The organism is Methylomicrobium sp. Wu6 (assembly GCF_035916875.1).
Taxonomy (GTDB): domain Bacteria; phylum Pseudomonadota; class Gammaproteobacteria; order Methylococcales; family Methylomonadaceae; genus Methylomicrobium.
Window position 1 is genome coordinate 39,512 of the sequence record NZ_JAXUHN010000096.1, and the last position, 23,839, is coordinate 63,350.

A 23,839-nucleotide genomic window follows, 5' to 3' on the forward strand; every position below is an offset into this window, starting at 1 on the left:
GCAAATCTCTGCCCATCCAGCGTAACCCGGCAAAAATTATTTCTCTTTCTTTCGGTCGGCCACTTCGCCTTCGATCGCCGAATCCGGCTCATGCTCTTCACTGTCGCCCTCGCCGTCCTTGATCGCCGAGCGGAAATTTTTTATTGCGGCTCCGATATCGGAGCCGGCGTTTCTAAGGCGCTTGGTTCCGAAAAGCACGATCGCGATGCCCAGCACGATCAATAATTTGGTAACGCTGATTCCCATCTTTACCACCTACGTTAAGTTAACAAGTCATCCGCGATTCACTGAGTGGCCCCTTCTCGGCGCCTCCAAACTGAGCCGTTTCCGGTTTATTTTACCGCAACACGCAGAAATCGCACCCCGCTATCCATCCTGACGCTGTTGTTTGACCCAGGCCTGCCAGACCGAAAGTAGAACCGCCAAAATTACCGGCCCTAAAAATAAACCGACAGGGCCAAAAGCGGACAGGCCGCCGAATACGCCAAACATCACGACAAGAAACGGCACGCGACTGGCGCCGCTGATCACCAAGGGGCGGATCACATTGTCAACGGTGCTGACGACCAGAAACCCCCACGCCAACAAAGCCAAGCCCTGCCAAAGATGATCGGCGATGATTAATCCGATGCCTAACGGAACCCATACCAGAGTCGCTCCCATCGGCACTAAGGCAAGCAGCGCGGTCACCGCCCCAAACATTACCGGCGCCCTAACGCCGGAAAAGGCATAGCCAACACCGGCTAATACTCCCTGCCCCAATGCGGCCAAAACTAGACCATAAACGACTGCGCGGACTGTATAACCAGCCGCTTGCAAATAAAGATGCTGGTATTTGCCGAGAAAACGGACCAACCCCTGGTGCAGTTGCGCGACTGCCCGATCGCCGTCACGGAAGCAAAAAAACAGCATCACCAGCATCACGCAAAGCTTCAATACATAATGGCCGATGCCCCCAATAAACTTTGCCACTTCACCGAGCCACTGCCGCGCCCATTCTGATATCTGCACGACCATTTCGGCCCGATCGCTGATCAACTGAGCAAATTGTTCCTGCAGATAGGGGCCGATCCAGGGTATTTTGGCCAGAAATTCCGGCGGTCGATATTCAGGATCCTGCAGATTACTTACGACGGATTGATATGCCATCCTGAGTTCGTCCTGCAATAGATCCGCAAGTCCGTAAAGCGCAAGCATAATGGTGGCCGAAATGATACCGGTCATGATCGCGGCGCTCAATGTGTTTCGGTGATGCAGCTTGCGCCGGAGCCAATGATAGGACGGCCACATGACATAGGTAATGATCAACGCCCAGGCGATCGTCTGCAAAAACTCGCGCAGCACCTGGTAACTCAACCATAGCAGGCCTGTCAGCAAAATGCCCGGTATCAAGAAGCGGGTCGGTTTGTCGGTTAGCGAATCATTCATCTTGGGACCGCCGGCCTCATGCCGGTGGATGCTCCAGGCTTTCCGGCACATGCGGAAAAATGCGGATTTCTAAGATACGCGAGTCCTGCATTTTGTCGATCACCACATCAAATTGACGGAATTCGACTTGCTGCCCTTCGACCGGAATGTCGCGAAGTTTGGCCAGGATAAGCCCGCCGACCGACACCTCGTTTTCGAGTTCGAGGTCCTCGTTCTCGATGTCGATGCCCAAGATCCGTTCCAGCGAAAAAATCGCCACACTGCCTTTGGCAATGATTGTGCCATCATCGAGCCGTGTCCATTCGGTGACGCTCGGGCGGAATTCGTCGCGAATCTCGCCGACCATCGCGCTCAATAAATTGTCCAGCGTAATGAAACCCAGCGGCATGCGTTTTTTTTGGCCGACGATCGCGAAATGCGCGGCGCCGGCGCGGAAATTTCTGAACAATTCGAGCGCCGGGGTATGCGCGGAGACATATTGAACAGGGCGGAGATACTGGCGCAAATCGTCGATAGCCTTGCCTTCCTGCTGCGCAAAAAACAAATCCTTCAAATGAATCACGCCCAGCACGTCGATGCCGTTCAAATCGAAATAAGGATAGCGGCTAAAATGTTTGTGACAGACCGCCCGCAGATTATCATTCAAACTCTTCTTCGCATGCAGCGCGGCCATTTCGTGCAAGGGCCGCATCAGATCGGAAACCTGCAACTCGCTGAAATCGAGCGTATTCGCCAAAACATTCCATTCGTCCTGGGTAAACTTGTCGCTCCGCCGGTTGCCGCGCAAGATCAGCTTCAGTTCCTCGGCGGTATAATACGGATCATGACCCTCTAAATGTTTGATGCCAATCAGTCGCAAGGTAAAGTTTGCGCTGACGTTCAGCACCCGGATCGCTGGATACATCAGCAGGTAAAAGCCATAGAGCGGCGCGGCGCAGATCAGTCCGACCTTTTCGGGGCTGCGGATGGCGAGCGACTTCGGAGCCAGTTCGCCGGCCACGATATGCAAAAACGAAATGACCGAGAAAGCGGTCAGAAATGCGATACTGTGCAGCAATTCAGGCGAGTCAATGCCCAGTCGGCTCAGCCCGGGCGCAATCAGCTCGGCGAACGCCGGTTCGCCGACCCAGCCGAGACCAAGCGAAGCCAGCGTAATGCCGAGCTGACAGGCGGATAGATACGCATCGAGCCGCGCGTGCACTTTCGCGAGCATCCGCCCCTGCCAGCCTTGCGTCTTCGCGATCGCACGGATACGCGTCGGACGCAGTCTGACCAGGCCAAACTCAGCCGCCACGAAAAAACCGTTCAGGACGACGAGCAAAATCGCGATTGCAATCAAAAATAAATTATTCATAGTGAGTAAAAACTCGTTCCGAGTTTTTCAGGATGCCGCCCTCGATCAATCGATACTGAGACGGCTTGAGGGGGGTTGTCAATGCGAATGGCGTCCCGCTATATTAAGCAAACGATTAATGGCGAACGCCATGCTAGCCGAACGTTCATTTTTTTAAAAAACCCAAATGCCGTTCGGATTATAATAAACCCTACGACCGAATGCGAGACCTCGATTGAAAAGCGTTATTATCCGGCGACTTCAAGTAAATGCCGGCATTGTTTGCGTCCGTCGGAAACTCGCATTCAATCCCATTCCTTATTCATATTAGCAAATGATTAAATCAGCGCTCGGCGATTTTGCCCCGAAAAGCTTTGTATCAAAATTAACTATCGATCGACATCGCTCAACATTGAACACCGGTATTACGTCCGTTTTGTCCCGCGTAACGACGACGCTTTTGTTCATTGCGCTCGCCGGCTGTACGAAATCACCGGCATTGCAGCAATTAAAAGGATTTGCACAAGGCACCAGTTATCATATCAGTTATTGGTCCGCCTCTCCCATCGATGCGCAAGCGGTCAAAAAAGCGGTCGATAACGAATTCGCCACTATCGATAAGCTACTTTCGAATTACCGCCCCGATTCGGTTATCGAAGTGTTCAATCGCAGCGCCAACACCGGGAGCCAGGAAGTCGGCCCCGAAATCGTACAGTTGGCGCGGATCGCGTCAGCCGTGCATCAAGCCTCGCAAGGCTGCTACGATCTGACGATCAAGCCGTTGTTCACGCTCTGGGGCTTTAATGGCGAAAGGCCGTCCGTTCCGAACGACAAAGCGATTGCCGATACGCTGAAGCAGATCGGCATGGCGAAACTGACCCCCGTCGATGATACTCATCTGAGCAAAAAACAAGCCGAGTTACAAGTCGATCTTTCCTCGATCGCGCAAGGCTATAGCGTTGAAAGCATCAGCCGCGTGCTCGAAAAACATGGCGTGAACGATTATATGGTCGAAATCGGCGGCGAACTGAAAACCCGCGGCCACAAGCCGGATCACTCGTCCTGGCGCATCGCAATCGAAAAACCGCTGCCCGGCGAGCACCAGTTGCATAAAATTTTATCGATGCCTCAGGATGCCACGCTCGCGATCATGACCTCGGGCACGTACCGGCATTATTTCGATGCGAACGGCCAACGCTACGGCCATATCCTGGATGCGCGCACCGGACGCCCGGTCACGCACGATCTGGTCTCGGTGACGGTCGCGCATGCCGATCCGGTCATCGCCGACGCCTGGTCCACCGCGCTTTTGTGCCTCGGCCAGGAACAAGGGATCAAAACCGCCAATGCCGAACACCTCGCCGCGCTATTCATCCGGCTGCAGAACAATCAGTTACTCGAATCGCAAACAGACTCGTTCACTACGTTAAATATTCTCACCCAGCCATAATTGCCTGGACCAAGGACACCCGCACAATGTCTTCCATAACCACCGTACAACACATTATCTCGTCCGTAGGGAATCGCATCCTAGGCAATCCGTTCAAAAGCTTCCTGATCATCTGCCTGCTGGTCGCTGGCGTCATACAATACACTGCCGGCCATTTAAGCATCAATACCGATACCGCGGAACTGATCGCTCCCGATGCGCCGTTTCAGCAAAACCGCCGCAAGTTCGAACAGAACTTCTCGAAAGATTTGCATACGCTGTTGCTGGTGGTCGAGTCGGACACGCCCGAACTGACCAAATCGGCGACCAAACGCCTGGGCCGTTTACTCGCCGCGGACAAGACCAATTTCGATTCGGTCTACGTTCCGAACGACAATGAGTATTTCCACCGCAACGGCCTGCTCTATCTCGAACAGGACGATCTGCAAACCTTGTCGAACAGCCTGTCGCAGGCGCAGCCCTTCATCGGCCGGATTTCGAAGGAACCGGATCTGACCGGCTTTTTTTCGATCCTCGAAGATGCGCTGACCTCCGCGAACAAGGATCAAAGCGTACCGATCGACCTGACTTCGCTGATCGATAAGATCAATGCCGCCCTGCATAAGCGGATCAACGGCGAAAATAGCCTGTTGTCCTGGGAAAACCTGATCGCCGAGCAGAAAATCACGAAGGCAAGCGCGAACAAAGGCTTCATCAATGTGCTCCCCAAATTCGATTATTCCTCGATTCGTCCTGCCGAAATTGCGATCGAGGCGATCCGCAAAGCCGCCGCGACCATTCAGGAGCCGAATCTGCCAGCGGTCAAAGTCTGGGTCACCGGCGAAGTCGGCCTGGAGGATGACGAACTCCTGGGCATGAGCACCGGCACCTTCAATGCGAGTATTTTCTCGGTGGTGCTGGTTTTCGTGATTCTGTTGAAAGCCTACCATTCGCTCGCACTGACATTGGCGACCCTATTCACGCTCGCCTTGGGCATGGTGTTTTGCGGCGGCTTCGCCGCGTTTTCGGTCAAGGAATTGAATCTGATTTCGGTCGCATTCGCGGTCTCGAATATCGGCCTCGGCGTCGAATACGCGATCCATTTCTGTTTACGCTACCGGGACAACCTGCTTCATCATGTCGACAGGGTCCGTGCGATTCGCAGCACCTTGCTCAGCACCAGCCCGTCGCTGTTATTGTGCGCCGGCACCACAGCGATTGGACTGTACGCCTTCATTCCGACCGATTATAAAGGCGTGTCGGAACTGGGTCTTTTGGCTGGCACCAGTTTGTTCATTTGTTTGTTGGTGACGCTGACCGTATTACCGTTGCTGCTCAAGTTCGTACCGGTCTCGGTGCCGAAAGAAGCAGATTCCACACACCCGACCCTGGCGACCCTGGGGGAAAAATCTGCCCATCTGACCCTGCATTTCGCGAAACCGATTGCGATCGGGACGGCGGTGCTGACCCTGCTGTCGGTCATTCTGGTTTTCAAAGTCAAGACCGACTTTAATCCGCTGAATCTGCGCGATCCCCAAACCGAATCGGTGATCGCTTTCAAGAGTCTGATGAAGGACAAGGACACGTCCCCGATGACCCTGACGGTCCTTGCGCAAGATGCGGGCAAAGCCAAAGCTTTGCAACAGCAACTCGCCAAGATCGATACTGTCGATAAAACGATCAGCCTGTTCGATTTCGTGCCGGACAATCAGGAAGACAAGTTGGCGATCATCGATGAAATCGCATTGATGCTCGGCGCGCAACCGCAACGCTTCCCCGAATTGCAGCCGGACCTGGAGCCGGAACCCGGCATCGTTAAACTGATCAAAGCGATCGACACGGTCCTGCCGACCAAAAAGGACGCGAAGGAAATCGAATCGCTGACCAATCTGCGCAAAGAATTGCGCGACATTTTGCTCGAATTGGATGCGCGCCAGGAAACCAGCCGCCGCCAATTCATCGAACAAGTGCAGATTACCTTGCTCGGCACGCTACCGAAGGTGATGAACGAACTTTACGCGAGCCTGAACGCGAGCGAAGTGACCCTCGACGACGTGCCGCAGGACATCAAGGAAAGATGGCTCAGCAAGACCGGCCTGTACCGGATTCAGATCGTTCCGAAGTATGATTTGAACGATCTCGGCAACATGGCCAAGTTCATCGCCGACGTTCAGGCGATCGCGCCGGATACGACCGATTTGCCGGTCATGTATTGGGAGTCGATGAAGGAAGTGATCAACTCCTTTCAACAAGCGATCATCATCGCGCTGATCACGATCGCCCTGCTGCTGATGGCGATCCGGCGCAATCTGATCGACACCCTGCTGGTCATGACCCCGCTGATTCTGGCCGGACTCTTTACGATGGCCAGCACGGTGCTGACCGACACGCCGATCAACTTCGCGAATATCATCGCCCTGCCTCTACTGTTGGGGCTCGGTGTCGATAACGGCATTCACATGGTCGAAAAACTGCATCACTCACTGTCGGAAGAGCAGAACATCTACCAGTCGAGCACCGCGCGGGCGATGTTCTACGGCGCCTTGACCACCGCGTCGAGTTTCGCGGGCCTGGCGTTTTCGCCGCATCAGGGCATCGCGAGCATGGGCCTGGTGATTACGATCGGTATTTTTTGGATCATGACCTGCACGTTCGTGGTTCTGCCAGCGCTGAGCTCACTGGTGTTCAAGCACAGAATGCATCCGGTTGCCAAGCCTTCGGAAATAGCCTAGTCGAACGAAGGCTAGAATGCATTGCAGCTTTACAATCACTCGCCGCAAGTTATTCCTTGCGGGAAGATAAATCATGCTCGAATACACCGACTACATAAAAATCTTCATTACTCTCTTGGCGGTGGTCGATCCGATCGGCGCAATGCCGATCATCGCCGGAATGGTGGGGCGCGGCAGCCGCACCCAACTGAATGCGATCGCCAGTACAGCCGCATTGGCGGTCACGGCAATCCTTTTTATATCACTGTTTATCGGCGAAGATTTGCTTTATTTTTTCGGTATCAGTATTAACTCCTTTAAAATCAGCGGCGGTATTTTGCTGATGTTAATGGCTCTCTCGATGCTGCAAGCAAAGACCAGTGAAACAGTGCAAAACCGACAGGAAGCGGAGACGCTCGAAAACCATAAGTCAATCGCGATCGTGCCGGTGTCAATGCCGCTTTTGGCCGGCCCGGGCGCGATCAGTACGGTGATCCTGTATGCGCAAATGGGCGACAGTGTCCGGCATTATCTGCTAATCAGCCTCGACATCCTCGCGGTCGTACTGATTTTATGGATAGTAATCCGTTTTATCCCTTGGCTAACCCGACGCCTGGGCCAGACCGGCATCAATGTCTTTATCCGGCTGATGGGACTGGTGCTGTCGGCGCTGGCTATCGAATTCATGGCGAGCGGTTTGAAAGGTTTATTTCCTGTTTTATCGGCCCATCCCTAACGTAAATGATTGAATCATTAAGTTACGCCTCCGAAAAATCGGGCATGCCGCCAGGGTCGCTGGTGCATGTCGGCGATGTACATGATCACATCCAAAGCATTTCGGTGATCAATTACAACGCCTCGCAAATCGAAAAACGCACGCTTGCCTCGGTCGACGACATCCTGCCCTACATCACGCCCGACACGATCACCTGGATCATTGTGAACGGCTTGCAGAATGTCTCGGTAATCGAGGCGATCGGGCGGTATTTCGGCATCCACGACTTGGTGCTCGAAGACATTCTGAATACGCATCAGCGCCCCAAATTCGAGGATTTCGAGAATTATTTGTACATCGTATTCAAAGCGATTACCTTGCAGAACGGTGACGCATCGGTCGAATACGAGCAAATCAGCCTACTCCTGCTGAATAACATCGTCTTTACTTTCAAAGAAAAACCCGACGACATCCTGGACCCTATCATCAACCGACTGAATATCCCGCAAAGCCATCTACGCGCTCAAGGCAGCGATTATCTGGTTTACGTGATCATGGACACGGTGATCGATGAATATTTCGCTCTGCAAGATACCTTTGACGATCTGATCGAAACGATAGAAGACGAACTGTTGACCAACCCGACCAACGATACGCTGACGGCGATACAGAAAATCAAACGCGAACTGATATATTTGCGCCGCTCGATCTCGCCGCTCCGGGAACTGCTGGCCGCGATCCATCGCAGCGAATCGCCGCTATTGAGCGAACGCACCAAACATTATTTCACCGATGTTTATGACCACGCGATACGCATCATCGAAGCGCTGGAGTCCTACCGTGACCTGATTTCCGGCATGCTGGACATTTACCTGTCCAGCATCAGCAATAAAATGAACGAGACGATGAAGGTGTTGACCGTGTTTTCGACGCTGTTCATCCCGTTGACCTTCATCGCCGGAGTTTACGGAATGAACTTCGAATTCATGCCCGAATTGAAATGGCGATGGGGCTATCCGTTGCTATGGGTCATTTTTATCGCGATATCGGGCCTATTGTTGAATTTCTTCAGGAAACGCAAGTGGCTTTGAGTTCCGACTCGCGCCGTCCTTGATCCCAAGCCAATACCGGCGCGACGATGTCCGTGATCCGCCGCAGATCTTCCGGCTTCAACTTCGCCAGAATCAGCAAAGGCAGCCGGCGCCGCAGCAAGTCCTCGAGATGCACGACCATTTCGGTACGCGCACAAAACAGCAAATCGGCGACGACAAAAGGCGACTCAGGAATGATCCGTGCGGCCGATTCGGGATGGTCTTCGCATAACGCCAAGACTTCCGAGGCGCGGCTTCCATGACGAAAAAGCAGCCATTTCGCGCTTTCGCTATCGATTCCGACTTCCAGGGCGCGCTGGGTCACCTCTGCTGACCAACCTTGAAAATCGGGCCCCGGCGACCAGGGTAGCGGCTTGCCGAAGGTTGTGCACGGCTGCCGAACTCCCAGGCGATCGCAGAGTTTATCGACAATCTGCGCCGCATCGCTTCTGGCCGAAGTCAGTTTGCCGCCGATCGAGGTCAACAGGCCATTGTCCCCGACATGCAACTCCCAGTCCCGGCTGACCGCGGACGGGGAAGACCGATCACTCTTCTTCAACACCCGCAGCCCCGCGAAAGCGCCGATGATGTCTGTTTTCATCCAGTTCGCGTCTTTGACGACGCCATTCACCTCATTCAGCAAATAATCGATGTCCTTATCCTCGGCCTTGACCGCATCGAGATCGCCGTCATAATCGGTGTCGGTTGTACCGACCAGGGTTCTTCCATACCAGGGAATCATGAAAAACACCCGGCCGTCGGACTTCGCGGTCAACAATAAAGCTTCCTTGTCCAACAGGTTCGGCAGAATCAGATGCACCCCCTTGCTCAAGCGGTAGCTGCATTCAGCATCCAGCAAACGCGCCCATTGCCCGGCCGTATTCACGAACTGTTTCGCCTGCACCGTGACGCTATCTCCGGTGAGTTGATCGGTCACTACCGCTTCGACAAGTATGCCGTTCCGTTCGAAAAAATCGCTGACCTTGCAATAGTTCAAACAGACGGCGCCGGCACTTTCGGCGCCCGCAACCAGTTCCAGCACTAGGCGCGCATCGTCGGTCTGCGCATCGAGATAGGTAAAGCCGGCCTTCAACCCCGATGTCCGCAAACATGGAAAGCGCCCGGCAAACTCGCGGCCATCGTAACGCCGAAAACCTTGTTCATCGGCGATCGAACCGGCCAGTCCGTCATACAGCGTCAGCCCCACAGCCAGCCGAAAACTGCCGAGCCGGCTGCCCCGGCAAACCGGCACGCCGAAGCGCAAGGGCCGCACACGATGCGGCGCTGCGACCATCAGCATCTGCCGTTCGGCCAGCGTTTTGCGCACCAGCTTGAAATCGAAATTCTCGAGATAACGGAGGCCGCCGTGCACCAGCTTGCTCGATGCGCTCGATGTCGCATTCGCCCAATCGCCTCGGTCGACCAGCGCGACTTTGAGGCCACGCAAGGCCGCATCATAGGCGGTCCAGGCCCCGTAAATGCCGCCGCCGCAAATCAGCACATCGAAGGTCAGATCATTCAAACGGGAAAAATCGCGCACCATCATTTGGCTCATGTCCTCTCCGTAAATTGCGTGGTTTTGTTCATCATAATATAAATGCTGAATCAAGCCCGTGCACAAACCCAGGCATCGATCCTCTCGACTCCGTGCCGTTTGAGTAGCGAAGCCATCTCATGCGCGGTCGAACCGGTCGTCATCACATCGTCGATAATCGCGACATGGCGGTATGGCACCGGCCTGGCCAGTTCGAAGGCATTTTTGATGTTTTTGCGCCGCTGTTTAGCGCTCAGCCCAGCCTGATGCGGGGTATCGCGCCGCCGTCGGCAACAGGTCAAATCAAGCGGAACCCCAATCTCGGAGGCAACGACTCTTCCGATTTCAATCGCCTGATTGAAACCGCGTTCTCGGTATCGCGCATTGTGCAAAGGCACCGGCAGGATGCAATCGGGCATCCGTGCTTGCTGCCGGACATGCTCAACGAGCAATTGGCCGAGCAAACGCGCATGCGCATGGCGAGCGCTGAATTTCAAACCGGTAATCAAATAGCGGATGCCTTCCTGATACAAAAAAGGCGCATGGACTTTATCGAAGGCGGGCGGACTGCTGATACAGCGTCCGCAAAGCCTATCGGACTCGGCCGCGGCCATCGCATTCGCGCAGCACGGACAACAGCAAGCATTGACCGGCAATTGCAGCTGGCAGTGAGAGCAAAGATCGCGGCCCGCCTGACCCGCATTCCCGCACAGGATACAGGTTGGCGGAAACAGCAGTTGCTGTATAATATCGAGCCAGTTGTTCACCATTTTCACATGAATGGGTTGATCAGTTTTCAATTTACCCCCGGAGATCTTTCGCATGACCGCCCATCCCGCCGCCAGCGCCCTCGAAGCCGCCGCGCCGATCCGCCATGACTGGCAGCTCGACGAAGTGCGCGCACTGTTCGCACTGCCTTTCAACGACCTGATCTTCAAGGCGCAATGCGCGCACCGGACCTATTTCGATCCAAACGAAGTGCAGGTCAGCAGCCTGTTGAGCATCAAGACCGGCTCCTGCTCGGAAGATTGCGGCTATTGCCCGCAGAGCGCCCGTTACGACACCGGCCTGAAGCCGGAGGCATTGATGCCGGTCGAGGACGTACTGAAAGCCGCCGAGCGTGCCAAGGCCGAAGGCGCGAGCCGATTCTGCATGGGCGCGGCCTGGCGCAAACCGAAGGACAAGGATATTGAGAGAGTAGTCGAAATGGTGCAAGGCGTCAAAGCGCTGGGCATGGAAACCTGCGTGACGCTCGGCATGCTGACCGACGAACAGACCGCGCGCCTGAAGGATGGCGGCCTCGATTACTACAATCACAATCTGGACACCTCCGAAGAGTATTATTCCGAAATCATCACTACCCGCACCTACCGGGACCGTCTCGATACGCTCGCGCGCGTCCGCGACGCCGGCATCAACGTCTGCTGCGGCGGCATCGTCGGCATGGGCGAAAGCGACGACGACCGCGCCAAGCTGTTACTCGAGCTGGCCAATATGCCCGCGCATCCCGAAAGCGTGCCGATCAACATGTTGGTGCAGGTCGAAGGCACGCCGTTGATGGGCGTCGAAGCGCTTGACCCGTTTGTTTTCATCCGGACCATCGCGGTCGCCCGGATCATGATGCCGAATTCCCGGGTGCGCTTGTCCGCAGGCCGCACCGGCATGACCGACGAAATGCAGGCTTTGTGCTTCCTGGCCGGCGCCAATTCGATCTTCTACGGCGAAAAACTGCTGACCACCGACAACCCGATGACGAATCGCGACAAAGCGCTGTTCGACCGGCTGGGCGTGCATATGGGCGGATCGAGCTACGCGCATCAATAGTCGCCATGCATCGTTCCCGTTTATGCCCTTAAGGATACGCTCCGGCGCAGATCGTTATTCTTCGCCGCCGGACGGGATATACATCCCGTCCGTAACGTTTGGCGCCTGGATATATCCGGTTCAATGCCCCCATGTACGCATTGAAACGTTTGGAACGGGGGCGCAAACCCCGCCCCGCTCAAGTTACCTCTAAAGGCCAGCCTAGCCTGATTTTTTCGATGAATTCCTTCCAGACCGATGCCGAAAACATACTCGCAGCAGTCGCCGCTCAAGGCTTGTACCGCAAACGGCGAATCGTTGCCTCGCCCCAGGGCGTCCATCTGACTGCAGACGGCCGCGAGCTGATCAATTTTTGCAGCAACGATTATCTGGGCCTCGCGAATCATCCGGAAGTGATCCGCGCGTTCAAAAACGCCGCCGACCGTTACGGCGTCGGCAGCGGCTCGGCGCATCTGGTCTGCGGCCATAGCGCAGCCCATCACGCGCTCGAAGAGGAACTGGCCGAGTTTTGCGGCCGCGAACGCGCCTTATTGTTCTCTACCGGCTACATGGCGAACCTCGGCGCGATTTCCGCGCTCATCGGCAGCGGCGATACGGTGATCGAAGACCGCCTGAACCATGCCTCGCTGGTCGACGGCGGATTGTCGTCGGGCGCGCGCTTCAAGCGCTATCGGCATGCCGATCTCGAACATCTGGCGAATACCCTCAACGCCGTCAGCGGTAAAAAACTGATCGTGACCGACGGCGTCTTCAGCATGGACGGCGATCTGGCGCCGCTGCCGGCCATCGCGAGGCTCGCCCAAGATAAGGACGCCTGGCTGATGGTCGATGACGCACACGGCCTCGGCGTACTCGGCGAGCAGGGTGGCGGCGTACTCGAACATTACGGCTTGCGGCAAAGCGACGTACCGGTACTGGTCGGTACGCTGGGCAAGGCGTTCGGCACCTTCGGCGCCTTCGTGGCGGGCTCCGACACCCTGATCGAACTGTTGATTCAAAAAGCGCGCACTTATATTTACACCACCGCGCTGCCGCCCGCAATTGCGGAAGCCACGCGCGCCAGCTTGAAGCTTGTCCGCGCCGAAAACTGGCGGCGCGACAAGCTGAAACATTTGACCGAACGCTTCCGGCAAGGCGCTCTGCAAATCGGCTTCGAGCTGATGCCGTCCCCCTCGCCTATCCAGCCGATTCTGATCGGCGATAGCCGGAAAGCCACGGCGTTCAGCGAGGCCTTGCTTGATCAAGGCTTTTTGGTCGGCGCGATCCGGCCGCCGACCGTACCCCAAGGCAGCGCACGGCTCAGGGTAACCTTTTCCGCCGCGCATGAAGAAGCCGAAATCGACAGACTGCTGGATTCATTGGACAGGCTCAAGGCGACATGACACACCTCCATACAGAAACCTACGGTCACGGCAAGTCTATCGTGATGATCCACGGCTGGGGCATGCACACGGGAATCTGGCGGCCTTTCGCGAAAGCGTTGGCCAGGCAATATCGCGTCACCTGCATCGATCTGCCGGGACATGGGCGTAGTGGCAGGATTTCTGCTTTCGATCTGGAGCATCTCGGTTCGGCGCTTGTCGCCGCGGTTGGCGATGAGCCGGCCTGCTGGCTGGGCTGGTCGCTCGGCGCGACGGTCGCGCTCGACATCGCGTCCCGCTTTCCGGAGCGCGCCGAGGCATTGATATTGCTGGCCGGCAATCCCAGGTTTATCCGCACCCATGATGCGGCCAATAACCCCGACCATTGGCCGGGCGTTTCGCCCCGCGTATTGGACGTCTTTTCCGGCCAGTTGAGCGAAGATGCCCAGCAAACCCTGCTGCGCTTTCTGGCGCTGCAAGTGCACGGCCTTGCGGATACGAAAGCCCTGTTGAAGACCTTGAAAGCGGCGGTTTTCGAGTGCGACCCGCCCGACAATACCGCGTTGCGGCAAGGCCTGAAGATCCTGAAAGAAGCCGACTTGCGCCCGGCGTTGGCGGCGTTCGACCGCCCCTTCGCGGCGATTCTTGGCGGCAGGGACACGCTGGTTCCACACGCGGTCGGCGCGCATTTGCAGCGCCTGCAACCGAACCTGCAATTGCATCTGCTCGAAAAAGCCGGGCATGTGCCCTTCCTGACCCATCAGGAAGAGCTGATTCGGCTCATTTGCGGCTTCATGGAGTCACGATGAACGCGGCGCTGCTCGATAAATCCCGGATCAAACAATCGTTCGCCGCCGCCTCGGCGACTTATGATCAGGCCGCGGCGCTGCAACGGCGCAGCGCGATCGATGTCACCCAACTGGCCGAGACCGAAGGCATGCAAGGCAGCGTGCTCGATCTCGGCTGCGGCACCGGCAATTTGGCCGAGCTTTTGTTGTCCGCCGAGTGCAAACCCGACATAGTGATCGCGCTGGATATTGCAGCGTCGATGATCGAAGCCGCGCGTTGTAAACTGAACCGAAAAAAGGGTTCAAAACCGGCGCTGAATTATGTCTGCGCCGACGCCGAACGGCTGCCGTTCGCAACCGATAGCCTGGATGGCGTCTATTCGAATCTGGCCCTGCAATGGTGCGACCCGCTGGAAAAAGTGCTTGCCGATTTGCGGCGGATACTGAAGCCAGGCAGCCCGCTGATCTTCTCGACCTTCGGCCCAGAGACCCTGCACGAACTCAAAAGCGCCTGGGCAAAGGTTGACGACCTGCCGCATGTGAACGCCTTTCTTCACGAACAGGAACTGATGAGCTTCTTGCAAGCGGCAGGCTTTAGCGCCTGCCGGATTCAGCGGACTTTGCATATCTCCCGCTATGCGTCGGTAATCGATCTAATGCGCGAACTGAAACAGATCGGAGCTCATAACTCACATCTTGCACGCCCGAAAAACCTAACCGGCAAAGCGCGGATGCAGGCGATGTCAAGCGCTTATGAACGCCACCGTTACGGACTCTCGATTCCTGCCACCTTCGAAATTTTGCTGGTTTCTGCAAGAGCCTAAACATCATGCAACAAGGCTATTTCATCACCGGCACCGACACCAATGCCGGCAAAACTTGGGCGACACTGGCGTTGATGCAGGCCTTCAAAAATCAGCACAGAACGGTTGTTGGCATGAAACCGGTCGCCTCGGGCTGCCGGGTTGAGGGCGGCAAATTAAAAAATGATGATGCATTGCTGCTTCAACAATACGCTAGCATTCATATCGACTACGACCTTATCAATCCTTATGCCTACGAACCCCCGATCTCGCCGCATCTGGCCGGAAAGAATAACCCCGTCGATTTAGCCGCGCTGACGTCCCGCTTCGAGCAACTGAAAAACCTGGCCGATATCGTCCTGGTCGAAGGCGCCGGCGGCTGGTATGCACCGATAAATGATCGGGAAGACATCAGCGATCTTGCGCTGGCCTTCGGATTGCCGGTAATCCTGACGGTAGCAATCAAACTTGGCTGTATCAATCATGCTAAATTGACCGCGCAAGCGATCGCTATAAAAGGGCTCAAGTTTGCCGGCTGGATCGCGGTTCGTACCGATGCCGACATGCCATATGCTGAAGCCAATATCAGCACTCTCGAGCAGGCGCTTCACATTCCTTTACTCGGCGTATTACCGTATTTGAAACAACCTGATTTCAGCGCATTGGCGGATTTTTTGGCTTTGAACAAAGCGCTTATCGGCTAAAGCCACGGGCTGCCGGATGAAAACGATCCGCTATCGTTTACTGTCGAGCGCTTGATCTGTTTAAGCGCTCACCACTCACGATCTCCGCTTCCCAAGCGTAAGAAAGCACATGCATCCGCTTCAGTGAAGGCTAAAGCGACCCGTTTCCATTTGCCTGCCAAGGCTCGAAGGCCGCGCAGCGAGAATTGACGGAAGCCCATGATAAGAATTACGCCTGATGCCCGGGCCCGAGGCGGCCCTTTTACAAGGCCGTGAGCCCCCTATGGCAAGGACGTTTGTTTTGACCTACCGATACCACTCTTTAATACATCGATAGCCTACCTGCCAACCCAAGCGGCAGGCTGCTAATCGTTCTCCGCATATCCGCCCGGATTCATCGATTGCCAGCGCCAAGTATCGCGGCACATGGCCTCAATTCCGCGTTCGGCTTTCCACCCTAACAATTCAAAAGCCAGTGTCGGGTCGGCATAATACGCACCGATATCGCCTGGGCGACGGGGAACGATACGGAAAGGCACTTTTTTACCGCTGACTGCTTCGAAAGCTTTCACCATTTCCAACACACTAAATCCTCGGCCGGTGCCAAGATTAATCGCCACCACGCCGCTCATTTCCGGAATGGCTTTCAATGCAGCAAGATGGCCCAAAGCCAGATCAGTCACATGAATATAATCACGCACTCCAGTACCGTCGGGAGTTGCATAATCGTTGCCGAACACACTTAGCTCCTCAAGACGGCCAGTAGCGACTTGAGCAATAAAAGGCATAAGATTATTGGGAATGCCGCTGGGATCCTCTCCGATCATGCCGCTTTCATGCGCACCGACCGGGTTAAAGTAGCGTAACAGCACAATCCGCCATTCCGGATCGGAGGTAACCAGATCCCGGTAAATCTGCTCTATCATCAATTTGGAGCTTCCATAGGGATTGGTCGTTGCCCCAACCGGAAAATCCTCGCGGAACGGAAGTCTGTCGGGATTACCATAGACCGTGGCTGAAGAGCTGAATACCAGCGTCCTCACCCCGTACTCCTCCATGACTTCGGCAAGCGCTACACTACCGGCGACATTGTTATCATAATAAACAAGAGGCTTCTGCACAGACTCGCCAACCGCCTTCAGGCCGGCGAAATGCACCACTGCGTCAATTTTATGCTCCGCAAACACCTTCCGCAGCAAAATCCGGTCGCGGACATCGCCTCTTATCAGTGTAATTTTGCGCCCAGACAGCTTTTCTACTCGACGCAGCGATTCTTCTTTACTGTTGCAAAAATTGTCGACCACAACGACTGAATAATTGGCCTGCAACAGTTCCAGGCAAGTGTGAGAACCGATATAACCGGCGCCTCCAGTAACTAAAATCATAATTTCATGGCTCTATCAAGTTTGGAAGAATAAACTCAGGAGTAACAAACAGAGGCGATCACACCGGTCTAAGGTCATGTGAACAAAATCGTCTTCGCCCGTCCCGATTTCAGGATGACACCAATTAAATCTTGACAATCCAGTCGATTATCATTGGCTTAAAACAGGAAAAGGGATATTACAATCCACACTTAACCTTTTTTATTATAGCGTAATGTGATTTTTCGCAAGGTGCTTGGTTGGGCTTGCCTCTCAAGCACCTTGCGGAGACGGATTTCATGCTGACAGTCGGCGGTTTCTCCATATTACTGACTTGTAGGAATCCTCCGGCAATGATAGATAAATCTTATGTTGGGCGCGGCAACTCGATCAAGCGTTGATTACACCAATGAAATTTTTAGCGCGCGTCGCCGACCGGCGCGGCAAAAGCATCGCCGACCAGATCGCCGATGCTCGAACCGGTCAGGCTTTTCAGAAACGCGACCAACGCCGCAACCTCCTCATTGCTCAAATGTAAGGGATGGATCATCGGGTCCAGATTTTCATTCGTCTGTCCGCCTTCATTATAAAACCGTACCACCTCTTCCAATGTTTGTAGACTGCCGTCATGCATGTAAGGCGCGGTCAAACCGACATTGCGCAACGGCGGCGTCCTGTATTTCCAACGGTCCTCGGGCTTTTGGGTGACCTCATAGCGGCCGAGGTCGTTGTCCTTGCCGGCGGAGACCGAAGCAATGATCCCGCGATCGACCTCGACGAATGCGCCCGGTGCAACCTGCACGCGCTGCTTACCGGTCGTGCCGCCCATCGCGCCTGCGTAACCGATGCCGGTATTGTGGAAGCCGTTATCGGTGAATAACGCAAAGCGGGAGTCGATCGTATGGCACCCGGAACACTGCGCCTTGCCGGTAAACAGTTTGAAGCCCAGTTGCGCTTGCTCATCCAGCGCTTTTTTATCCTTACCGTAATACCAATGGTCGAAAGGAGAAGCGGCCGAATTCAAAGCACGTTCGTAGCTGGCGATCGCCATGCCGACGGTTTCCATGCTCGGCCCCCTGCCGAAGGCATTTTGAAACAGTCCGTGGTAGTCGGCGTTTCGTGCGATCGACTCCAACACATAACCGATCGACGGATTCGCCATTTCATTGTGCGCCAGGAGCGGCGCCCAGACCTGTTGTTCCAAGGTCGTCTCCCGGCCATCATGGAACAGACTGGTAAGATAAGCCACGTTATACAAGGTCGGCGAATTGCGCCGAACACTCCTTCCTTCAACGCCGACCGCAGTCGCCATTTCGTTGTTGGTAAAGCCCTGCTCCGGTATGTGGCACATCGCGCAGGAAAACGTCTTGTTCAGCGACAAGCGGCGGTCATAGAACAGTTTGCGGCCCAGGCCGATTTTTGCGGCGGTCAGCGGATTGTCTTTCGGCACGGGTACGCGCGGCAAGCCCAGAATCGGCTTTCGTGCGTGAGCCAGAAGATCGATCGACTTGCCTTGCCTCTCCTTCATCGAAACCGAATGGGTCTGATAATCGCCGCTATCATAATGCGACTTATTATCGCCGGACTGATAAAGCGACGGCTTGCCGATCGAGGCAGCCTTTTTTACCGAGGCTTTCGGTGCGGCGGTCAGCAATGTCCTGATGTCATTGATCAGCGTATCCGCGTGCAGAAACGATACACTATAAATATTGCGGATGCGTTTATCCTGATCAATCAAATAAACCCGCAGCACATGCGAAAACGTGCCGGTGCTTTTGCCCTCGGCGTCATAAACCTTCTGCACCGTATGCCCGTAGCCGTCGAGAATCGGCTGCAAGTCGGCTTCGGATGCGGTTGTCAAAAAATGCCATTCGACGCCCGGCGCTTGAAATTCCTCGCCATATTTCGCCATCATTTCAGGGGTATCATGCTCGGGATTGAAACTGAACGTGATCAGCCGGAGTTTGGCCGCAATATCCGCTTCCTTGGCCAGGCGCTGCTTGATTTTATGCAGCACGGCGGTCGCCAATGGGCAACCGTTCACATCGTTGCAGGTCGAATAGACAAAGCTGAGCAGCACGACCTTGCCGCCTAGTAAATCATGCAGTTTCAAGGCATTGCCGTGACTGTCCAGCACGTTGCCGTCGGCGGCTTCGCCCAAGGGCGGCAATTGATAGGTACCAGGCTCCGGCAAAGTGAATTGCAAATTGCCGTATCCCGGCGCAAGCGGCGGCTGATCCGCCGCACGAAGATCGGCGGCCAGGAAACGATTTGCCACTAACAAGCAGACAAGCAAACCCTGTATGTTGATGCCTCTAAATCTCATTCACTTTCCTTTACAAACCATAAGCACGGATGATTTCGGAGATCGCCTGACTGGCTTTTAATTCCAAATCCTCGCGCCAGGTTTCTTCATTCTGTCCGTAGAGGATTACCCGCCGGGTGCTCAAGTCGATCGGAATGTCGCCGGCATTTCTCGAAATAATCAACACCGGCTTGGCCAGCGTATGCGCGATGCCGAGTTCATAAAGCACATTCGGATTGCGGCCGGTAATGTCCGCGATCACAAAATCTGCCATATTGAGACTTTTCCAGATGTCGACCAGAATATCGGTCGGCGTGAACACGTCATCGCCGCGCACCGCTTGTACCGACAGCGCCTTGCAGGCGCCGGAAAGGATTTTGTGCACGTCGTTCGACCAGGCATGACTGAAAGGCATCACCAAGAAACATGTTTTTGTTCCGGTTTCGCCTTCATCCGCCGCCGCAACCGGAAACAGTCTTTCCGGGCCGAGAAAGATCACATCCCGCTTGAGTTTCAGCGCGGACGCGTCCAGAAAATCGAGATAACCGCCAAGTCCTGTCGATTGCAATGTCGCATAAATACGGGTATCTGCCGATTTCCAGTCCTCTGACCGGAGACGATTATGCAGCAGGCGCTGGACATGATGTTTCAGATATTTGACCGTATCATCAAAGCGGTCGGTCAGCCACACTTCAATCACGGCCAGCGCGACCACGAATAACACCGCATAAAACGATTTCCAAACCCGATGAATCGGCAAAAAGCCCACCGCGACCGCCAACAGCAATCCGCCCAGCGACAAGAGTATCAGCACCGCCGACAGGCCCGACCGCCCCTTGCCTAATTCCTGACTGCCGTTCGCTTGCAGTTGCTGACCGGAAAATCCCGTGAACGCCGCCAGCATCAATAACTGCCCAAACATCCAGACCGCCTCGATTCCATACGGAACATCGTTCTCGCTATAGGCCAAGTCACTCGCCAACACCAACGCCGTTGCCAACAGCGTCATGTTCAAGGCCAGCGATTGCTTCAGCAGAATACAAATTAAACCGAGCACCAGCATTAGAAACTCAAAGCCGGATATCACTGCATCAAGCCTGCCTGATGCTGCGCCGAGCAACGGCGAATAAAGCGGATAATAAAAATTGGCCAGGATTAAAAACAAGCCGGCGGACAACAGTGCAAAAACGGCCCGGGTCAACGTAGTCGGCGGATAGCATAACCACTGTTCGAGGACCAGATAACCCCAGGCGCAAACGCCGAAAAAAGCAAAGCCGCCATAGCTGATGCTGGAATAAGGCGGCAGATCGTCATGCTTAAAATGGAAAGCACGATGAATGTTGTCGGGATCGTAGGTTGCCCATGACACGCTGAGCATAACCAGGCTCAGGCTCTGAAACAGCAGAAAAGCCCTATAAGGCTTATCGGTTTTCCAAGCGGTAAAAAACGCCGTAAACGCAGCCGCGAGCGCTACCGCCGTCTGGTCCCAATTATAAAAATTAAGGCCAAAGGACTGGTCGCCCAATACGATCCAGAGTGTCAACCAGAGCAAATAAACCGCAGCGAGCCTTCCCAACCACAAGTATGCCGGCACCTTCATCTGTTTGCATCCTCTTCCCAGCCTTAAATTTTAAGCTTATCAGCCAATTTTAACGCTGTCGACATCAGAGATCGCAAATTCCCAAGATATCCGATTGAATGCGAAGCATAATCGATTCGCCGTCGATCAGCACCCGCTGAATAAAGAAAGTTGCTGAAGTTTACAATGCAAGAGAGTCGCCGCCCGATGGCGGCGACATGAAGCCGGCTTTATCCTAGACAAACGCCGGGACTTTGGTCGGAAAGGAATAAAACGCGGAAAATCAGCCGGCAACGGAAGCAGCGGCCTCCAGCATTTTAGCCAGTTCGCCTTTTTGGTATAAATCGGTCATGATGTCGCAACCGCCGACCAGTTCGCCCGAGATATATAACTGCGGATAGGTAGGCCAATTCGAATAACTTTTCAACGCCTCGCGCAATTCGGGATCTTCAAAAATATTCACATAGGCATATTTTGCGCCGCAAGAATCCAGAATGTGCACAGCCTGGCCTGAAAAACCGCATTGCGGAAAATCGGGCGAGCCTTTCATGTAAAGGACTACGGAATTCGATTCTAACTGGGATTTGATTCTGTCAATGACACTCATTTTTGTTAACACTCAAATAAAGGAAAGCGGTTGATTCTAGCAAGTTTGCGCGCATTAAAAAAGCAAATCTTTACGCCGCTACTTGCCTGATAGTCAATAGAAATTTATAATCGAGCCTTTTTTTCTGCTGGCCGCGATAAGTCGCCGGTTTTTCTCGTTTACAGGCAATTGAAATGAGTAGTCACATCATGCCAACTTATGGGCGCCTGCCGGTGACCTTTGCGCGCGGGTCCGGCGCGTGGTTGTGGGACACCGACGGCAAGCGCTATCTGGACGCCTTGTCCGGCATTGCGGTTTGCAGTCTGGGACATGCGCACCCGGCCGTGCACCGCGCAATCTGTAAACAGAGCGAAACCCTTTTGCATACGTCGAACGTTTACGGCATCGCGGTGCAGGAAACGCTGGCTTCCAGGCTCGCCGAATTGAGCGGCATGGATAACGTGTTTTTCTGCAATTCCGGCGCCGAAGCGAACGAAGCCGCGATCAAAATCGCGCGCAAATACGGCCACAGTCTGGGCATCGATGTTCCTCGGATCATCGTGATGGAAAAAAGTTTCCACGGACGCACACTGGCCACCTTGAGCGCGACCGGCAACCCGAAAGTACAGCAAGGTTTCGAACCTTTGGTCGAAGGCTTCATCCGCGTACCTTATAACGACGTGGCGGCGATCGAACAGGCGTTGACCCAAAACAGCGGAGTGGTCGCGATTCTGGTCGAACCGGTACAGGGCGAAGGCGGCGTGAATGTGCCGGCGGCCGATTATCTGAACCGGATACGCGCCCTTTGCGACCGGCACCATTTATTAATGATGCTGGATGAAATCCAGACCGGCGTCGGCCGCACCGGTAAATTTCTCGCCTTCCAGCACAACGGCATACTGCCCGATGTGGTAACGCTCGCGAAAGCCTTGGGCAATGGCGTCCCGATCGGCGCCTGTCTCGCGCACGGCAAGGCCGCGCAGGTTCTGACCGCGGGTAACCACGGCTCGACCTTCGGCGGCAACCTGCTTGCCTGTAGCGCGGCTTTGGCAGTCTTGGAAACGCTGGAGCAGGAGAATCTGATTGAACGGGCGGAGCGGCAAGGTCGCGCCATCCACGCGACATTGACCGAAAGCCTTAGCGGCATCCTGGGCATTGTCGATATTCGCCACAAAGGCATGATGATCGGCATCGAACTGGATCGGCCTTGCGGCGATCTGGTCTCCCTCGCTCTGGAGCAAGGCCTGTTGATCAACGTGACCAATGAAAAAACGATTCGTCTGCTGCCGCCATTGATTATTGACGATGCGCAAATCGAATTGCTCGCCGCCACCTTATCCGGCCTTATTAAAGACTATACCGCACAAGTTGTAACACTATGAAAGTCAGACATTTCATCAGCTTGCTCGACATTACCGGCTATGAATTCCGGAAACTGATCAATCGAGCAATCGAACTCAAAAAACATCGCGATCCCAATTTTGAGCCGTTGAAAGGCAAGGTGCTCGCGATGGTTTTTGAAAAATCCTCGACCCGCACGCGTGTTTCGTTCGAAGCCGGCATGGCGCATTTCGGCGGCAGTTCGATGTTTCTTTCGCCTCGTGATACCCAACTGGGCCGCGGCGAACCCATCGAAGACAGCGCCAGGGTAATCTCCAGCATGGTCGATTGCGTGATGCTGCGCACCCACAGCCATGAAATGGTGACGAATTTCGCATTGAATTCCAGGGTACCGGTAATCAATGGACTGACCGATGAGCAGCACCCTTGCCAGTTGTTGGCCGACATGCAGACCTATTTCGAAAAGCGCGGCGACATCAAGGGCAAAACGGTCGCTTGGATCGGGGACGGTAACAACATGTGCCATTCCTATATTCATGCCGCGATGCTTCTCGACTTTCGCCTGCATCTCGCCTGCCCGGACGGCTACCGTCCAAATCAGACGATCGTACAAGCGGCCGGCGATCATGTGCGGTTTTTCGCCGCGCCGATCGATGCGGCCAAGGACGCCGACCTTCTTGTCACCGATGTCTGGGCCAGCATGGGGCAAGAAAAAGAACAAAAATTGCGCGAAGCGGCTTTCAAGGATTATCAAATCACAGCTGATATCATGCACGCCGCAAAGCCGGATGCGCTGTTCATGCATTGCCTGCCCGCGCACCGCGGCGAGGAAGTCGCGGCCAGTGTGATCGACGGCCCGCAAAGCGTCGTTTTCGAAGAAGCCGAAAACCGTCTGCATGCGCAAAAAGCACTGCTCGAATTTCTCATCTGCGGAAAATAACGTTAAAATTTCAACTCCCCCGCC

General features: G+C 54.8%; 20 protein-coding genes. 11 read left to right on the forward strand and 9 right to left on the reverse strand.

All coding sequences use genetic code 11. From position 1 onward, the window contains the following. Nucleotides 1-36: 36 nt before the first annotated feature. From tatA to U2W12_RS19130, 3 genes are all read right to left on the reverse strand, one after another. A complete protein-coding gene (gene tatA / locus U2W12_RS19120; RefSeq protein ID WP_326502297.1) occupies nt 37-246 on the reverse strand; it encodes a twin-arginine translocase TatA/TatE family subunit in 210 nt (69 codons plus the stop codon). A 120-nt stretch (nt 247-366) separates the two neighbouring features. Further along, entirely contained in the window at nt 367-1,428 is a 1,062-nt protein-coding gene (locus U2W12_RS19125; protein WP_326502298.1) for an AI-2E family transporter, read from the reverse strand. Between the two features lie 16 nt (nt 1,429-1,444). Next, nucleotides 1,445-2,782 (reverse strand): hemolysin family protein, encoded by a 1,338-nt coding sequence (locus tag U2W12_RS19130; protein WP_326502299.1) that lies wholly within the window; start codon nt 2,780-2,782, stop codon nt 1,445-1,447. A gap of 391 nt (nt 2,783-3,173) precedes the next feature. Here U2W12_RS19130 and U2W12_RS19135 point away from each other — a divergent pair, with 391 nt between their 5' ends. From U2W12_RS19135 to corA, 4 genes are all read left to right on the forward strand, one after another. Continuing rightward, a complete protein-coding gene (locus tag U2W12_RS19135; protein WP_326502300.1) occupies nt 3,174-4,211 on the forward strand; it encodes an FAD:protein FMN transferase in 1,038 nt (345 codons plus the stop codon). A 26-nt stretch (nt 4,212-4,237) separates the two neighbouring features. Continuing rightward, on the forward strand, nt 4,238-6,922 hold the full coding sequence (locus U2W12_RS19140) for an MMPL family transporter (protein WP_326502301.1): 2,685 nt from the start codon (nt 4,238-4,240) through the stop codon (nt 6,920-6,922). A 73-nt stretch (nt 6,923-6,995) separates the two neighbouring features. Continuing rightward, nucleotides 6,996-7,637, forward strand: a complete 642-nt coding sequence (locus U2W12_RS19145) for a YchE family NAAT transporter (RefSeq protein ID WP_326502302.1) — start codon at nt 6,996-6,998, stop codon at nt 7,635-7,637. Between the two features lie 5 nt (nt 7,638-7,642). Continuing rightward, nucleotides 7,643-8,707: a magnesium/cobalt transporter CorA gene (corA, locus tag U2W12_RS19150; RefSeq protein WP_326502303.1), complete on the forward strand. Its 1,065-nt coding sequence runs from the start codon at nt 7,643-7,645 to the stop codon at nt 8,705-8,707. Here the strand turns inward: corA and U2W12_RS19155 are convergent. Further along, complete coding sequence (locus U2W12_RS19155; RefSeq protein ID WP_326502304.1) at nt 8,685-10,262, reverse strand: glycerol-3-phosphate dehydrogenase/oxidase; 1,578 nt, start codon at nt 10,260-10,262, stop codon at nt 8,685-8,687. The genes corA and U2W12_RS19155 overlap by 23 nt on opposite strands. Before the next feature lie 50 nt (nt 10,263-10,312). Next, complete coding sequence (locus tag U2W12_RS19160; protein ID WP_326502305.1) at nt 10,313-11,041, reverse strand: ComF family protein; 729 nt, start codon at nt 11,039-11,041, stop codon at nt 10,313-10,315. A gap of 22 nt (nt 11,042-11,063) precedes the next feature. On the opposite strand from U2W12_RS19160, the gene bioB reads away from it, so the two are divergent. The 5 genes from bioB to bioD all read left to right on the forward strand — a co-directional run bounded on the left by bioB (nt 11,064) and on the right by bioD (nt 15,721). After that, the gene (gene bioB, locus U2W12_RS19165) at nt 11,064-12,065 is read left to right on the forward strand and encodes a biotin synthase BioB (protein ID WP_326502306.1); all 1,002 of its coding nucleotides are present in this window, start codon (nt 11,064-11,066) and stop codon (nt 12,063-12,065) included. A gap of 218 nt (nt 12,066-12,283) precedes the next feature. Continuing rightward, nucleotides 12,284-13,447, forward strand: coding sequence for an 8-amino-7-oxononanoate synthase (gene bioF, locus U2W12_RS19170; protein ID WP_326502307.1), 1,164 nt, complete (start codon nt 12,284-12,286; stop codon nt 13,445-13,447). Continuing rightward, nucleotides 13,444-14,235 (forward strand): pimeloyl-ACP methyl ester esterase BioH, encoded by a 792-nt coding sequence (gene bioH / locus U2W12_RS19175; RefSeq protein ID WP_326502308.1) that lies wholly within the window; start codon nt 13,444-13,446, stop codon nt 14,233-14,235. Before bioF ends, bioH begins: the two co-directional genes overlap by 4 nt. Continuing rightward, entirely contained in the window at nt 14,232-15,038 is an 807-nt protein-coding gene (bioC, locus tag U2W12_RS19180; RefSeq protein ID WP_326502309.1) for a malonyl-ACP O-methyltransferase BioC, read from the forward strand. Before bioH ends, bioC begins: the two co-directional genes overlap by 4 nt. Nucleotides 15,039-15,043: 5 nt before the next feature. Continuing rightward, the gene (bioD, locus tag U2W12_RS19185) at nt 15,044-15,721 is read left to right on the forward strand and encodes a dethiobiotin synthase (RefSeq protein ID WP_326502310.1); all 678 of its coding nucleotides are present in this window, start codon (nt 15,044-15,046) and stop codon (nt 15,719-15,721) included. 344 nt (nt 15,722-16,065) lie between these two features. Here bioD and galE read toward each other — a convergent pair whose 3' ends face one another. From galE to grxD, 4 genes are all read right to left on the reverse strand, one after another. Continuing rightward, nucleotides 16,066-17,088: a UDP-glucose 4-epimerase GalE gene (gene galE / locus U2W12_RS19190; RefSeq protein WP_326502395.1), complete on the reverse strand. Its 1,023-nt coding sequence runs from the start codon at nt 17,086-17,088 to the stop codon at nt 16,066-16,068. A 394-nt stretch (nt 17,089-17,482) separates the two neighbouring features. Further along, nucleotides 17,483-19,390 (reverse strand): cytochrome c peroxidase, encoded by a 1,908-nt coding sequence (locus U2W12_RS19195; RefSeq protein ID WP_326502311.1) that lies wholly within the window; start codon nt 19,388-19,390, stop codon nt 17,483-17,485. Nucleotides 19,391-19,400: 10 nt separating this feature from the next. Next, nucleotides 19,401-20,969: a hypothetical protein gene (locus U2W12_RS19200; protein WP_326502312.1), complete on the reverse strand. Its 1,569-nt coding sequence runs from the start codon at nt 20,967-20,969 to the stop codon at nt 19,401-19,403. Nucleotides 20,970-21,231: 262 nt separating this feature from the next. Then, nucleotides 21,232-21,555: a Grx4 family monothiol glutaredoxin gene (grxD, locus tag U2W12_RS19205; protein ID WP_326502313.1), complete on the reverse strand. Its 324-nt coding sequence runs from the start codon at nt 21,553-21,555 to the stop codon at nt 21,232-21,234. 173 nt (nt 21,556-21,728) lie between these two features. Here grxD and U2W12_RS19210 point away from each other — a divergent pair, with 173 nt between their 5' ends. Further along, nucleotides 21,729-22,916 carry an acetylornithine transaminase gene (locus U2W12_RS19210; RefSeq protein WP_326502314.1) on the forward strand — a complete coding sequence of 396 codons (1,188 nt, stop codon included), beginning with the start codon at nt 21,729-21,731 and terminating at the stop codon, nt 22,914-22,916. Further along, nucleotides 22,913-23,815 carry an ornithine carbamoyltransferase gene (gene argF / locus U2W12_RS19215; RefSeq protein WP_326502315.1) on the forward strand — a complete coding sequence of 301 codons (903 nt, stop codon included), beginning with the start codon at nt 22,913-22,915 and terminating at the stop codon, nt 23,813-23,815. The genes U2W12_RS19210 and argF overlap by 4 nt, the downstream gene beginning before the upstream one ends. Nucleotides 23,816-23,839 lie beyond the last annotated feature (24 nt).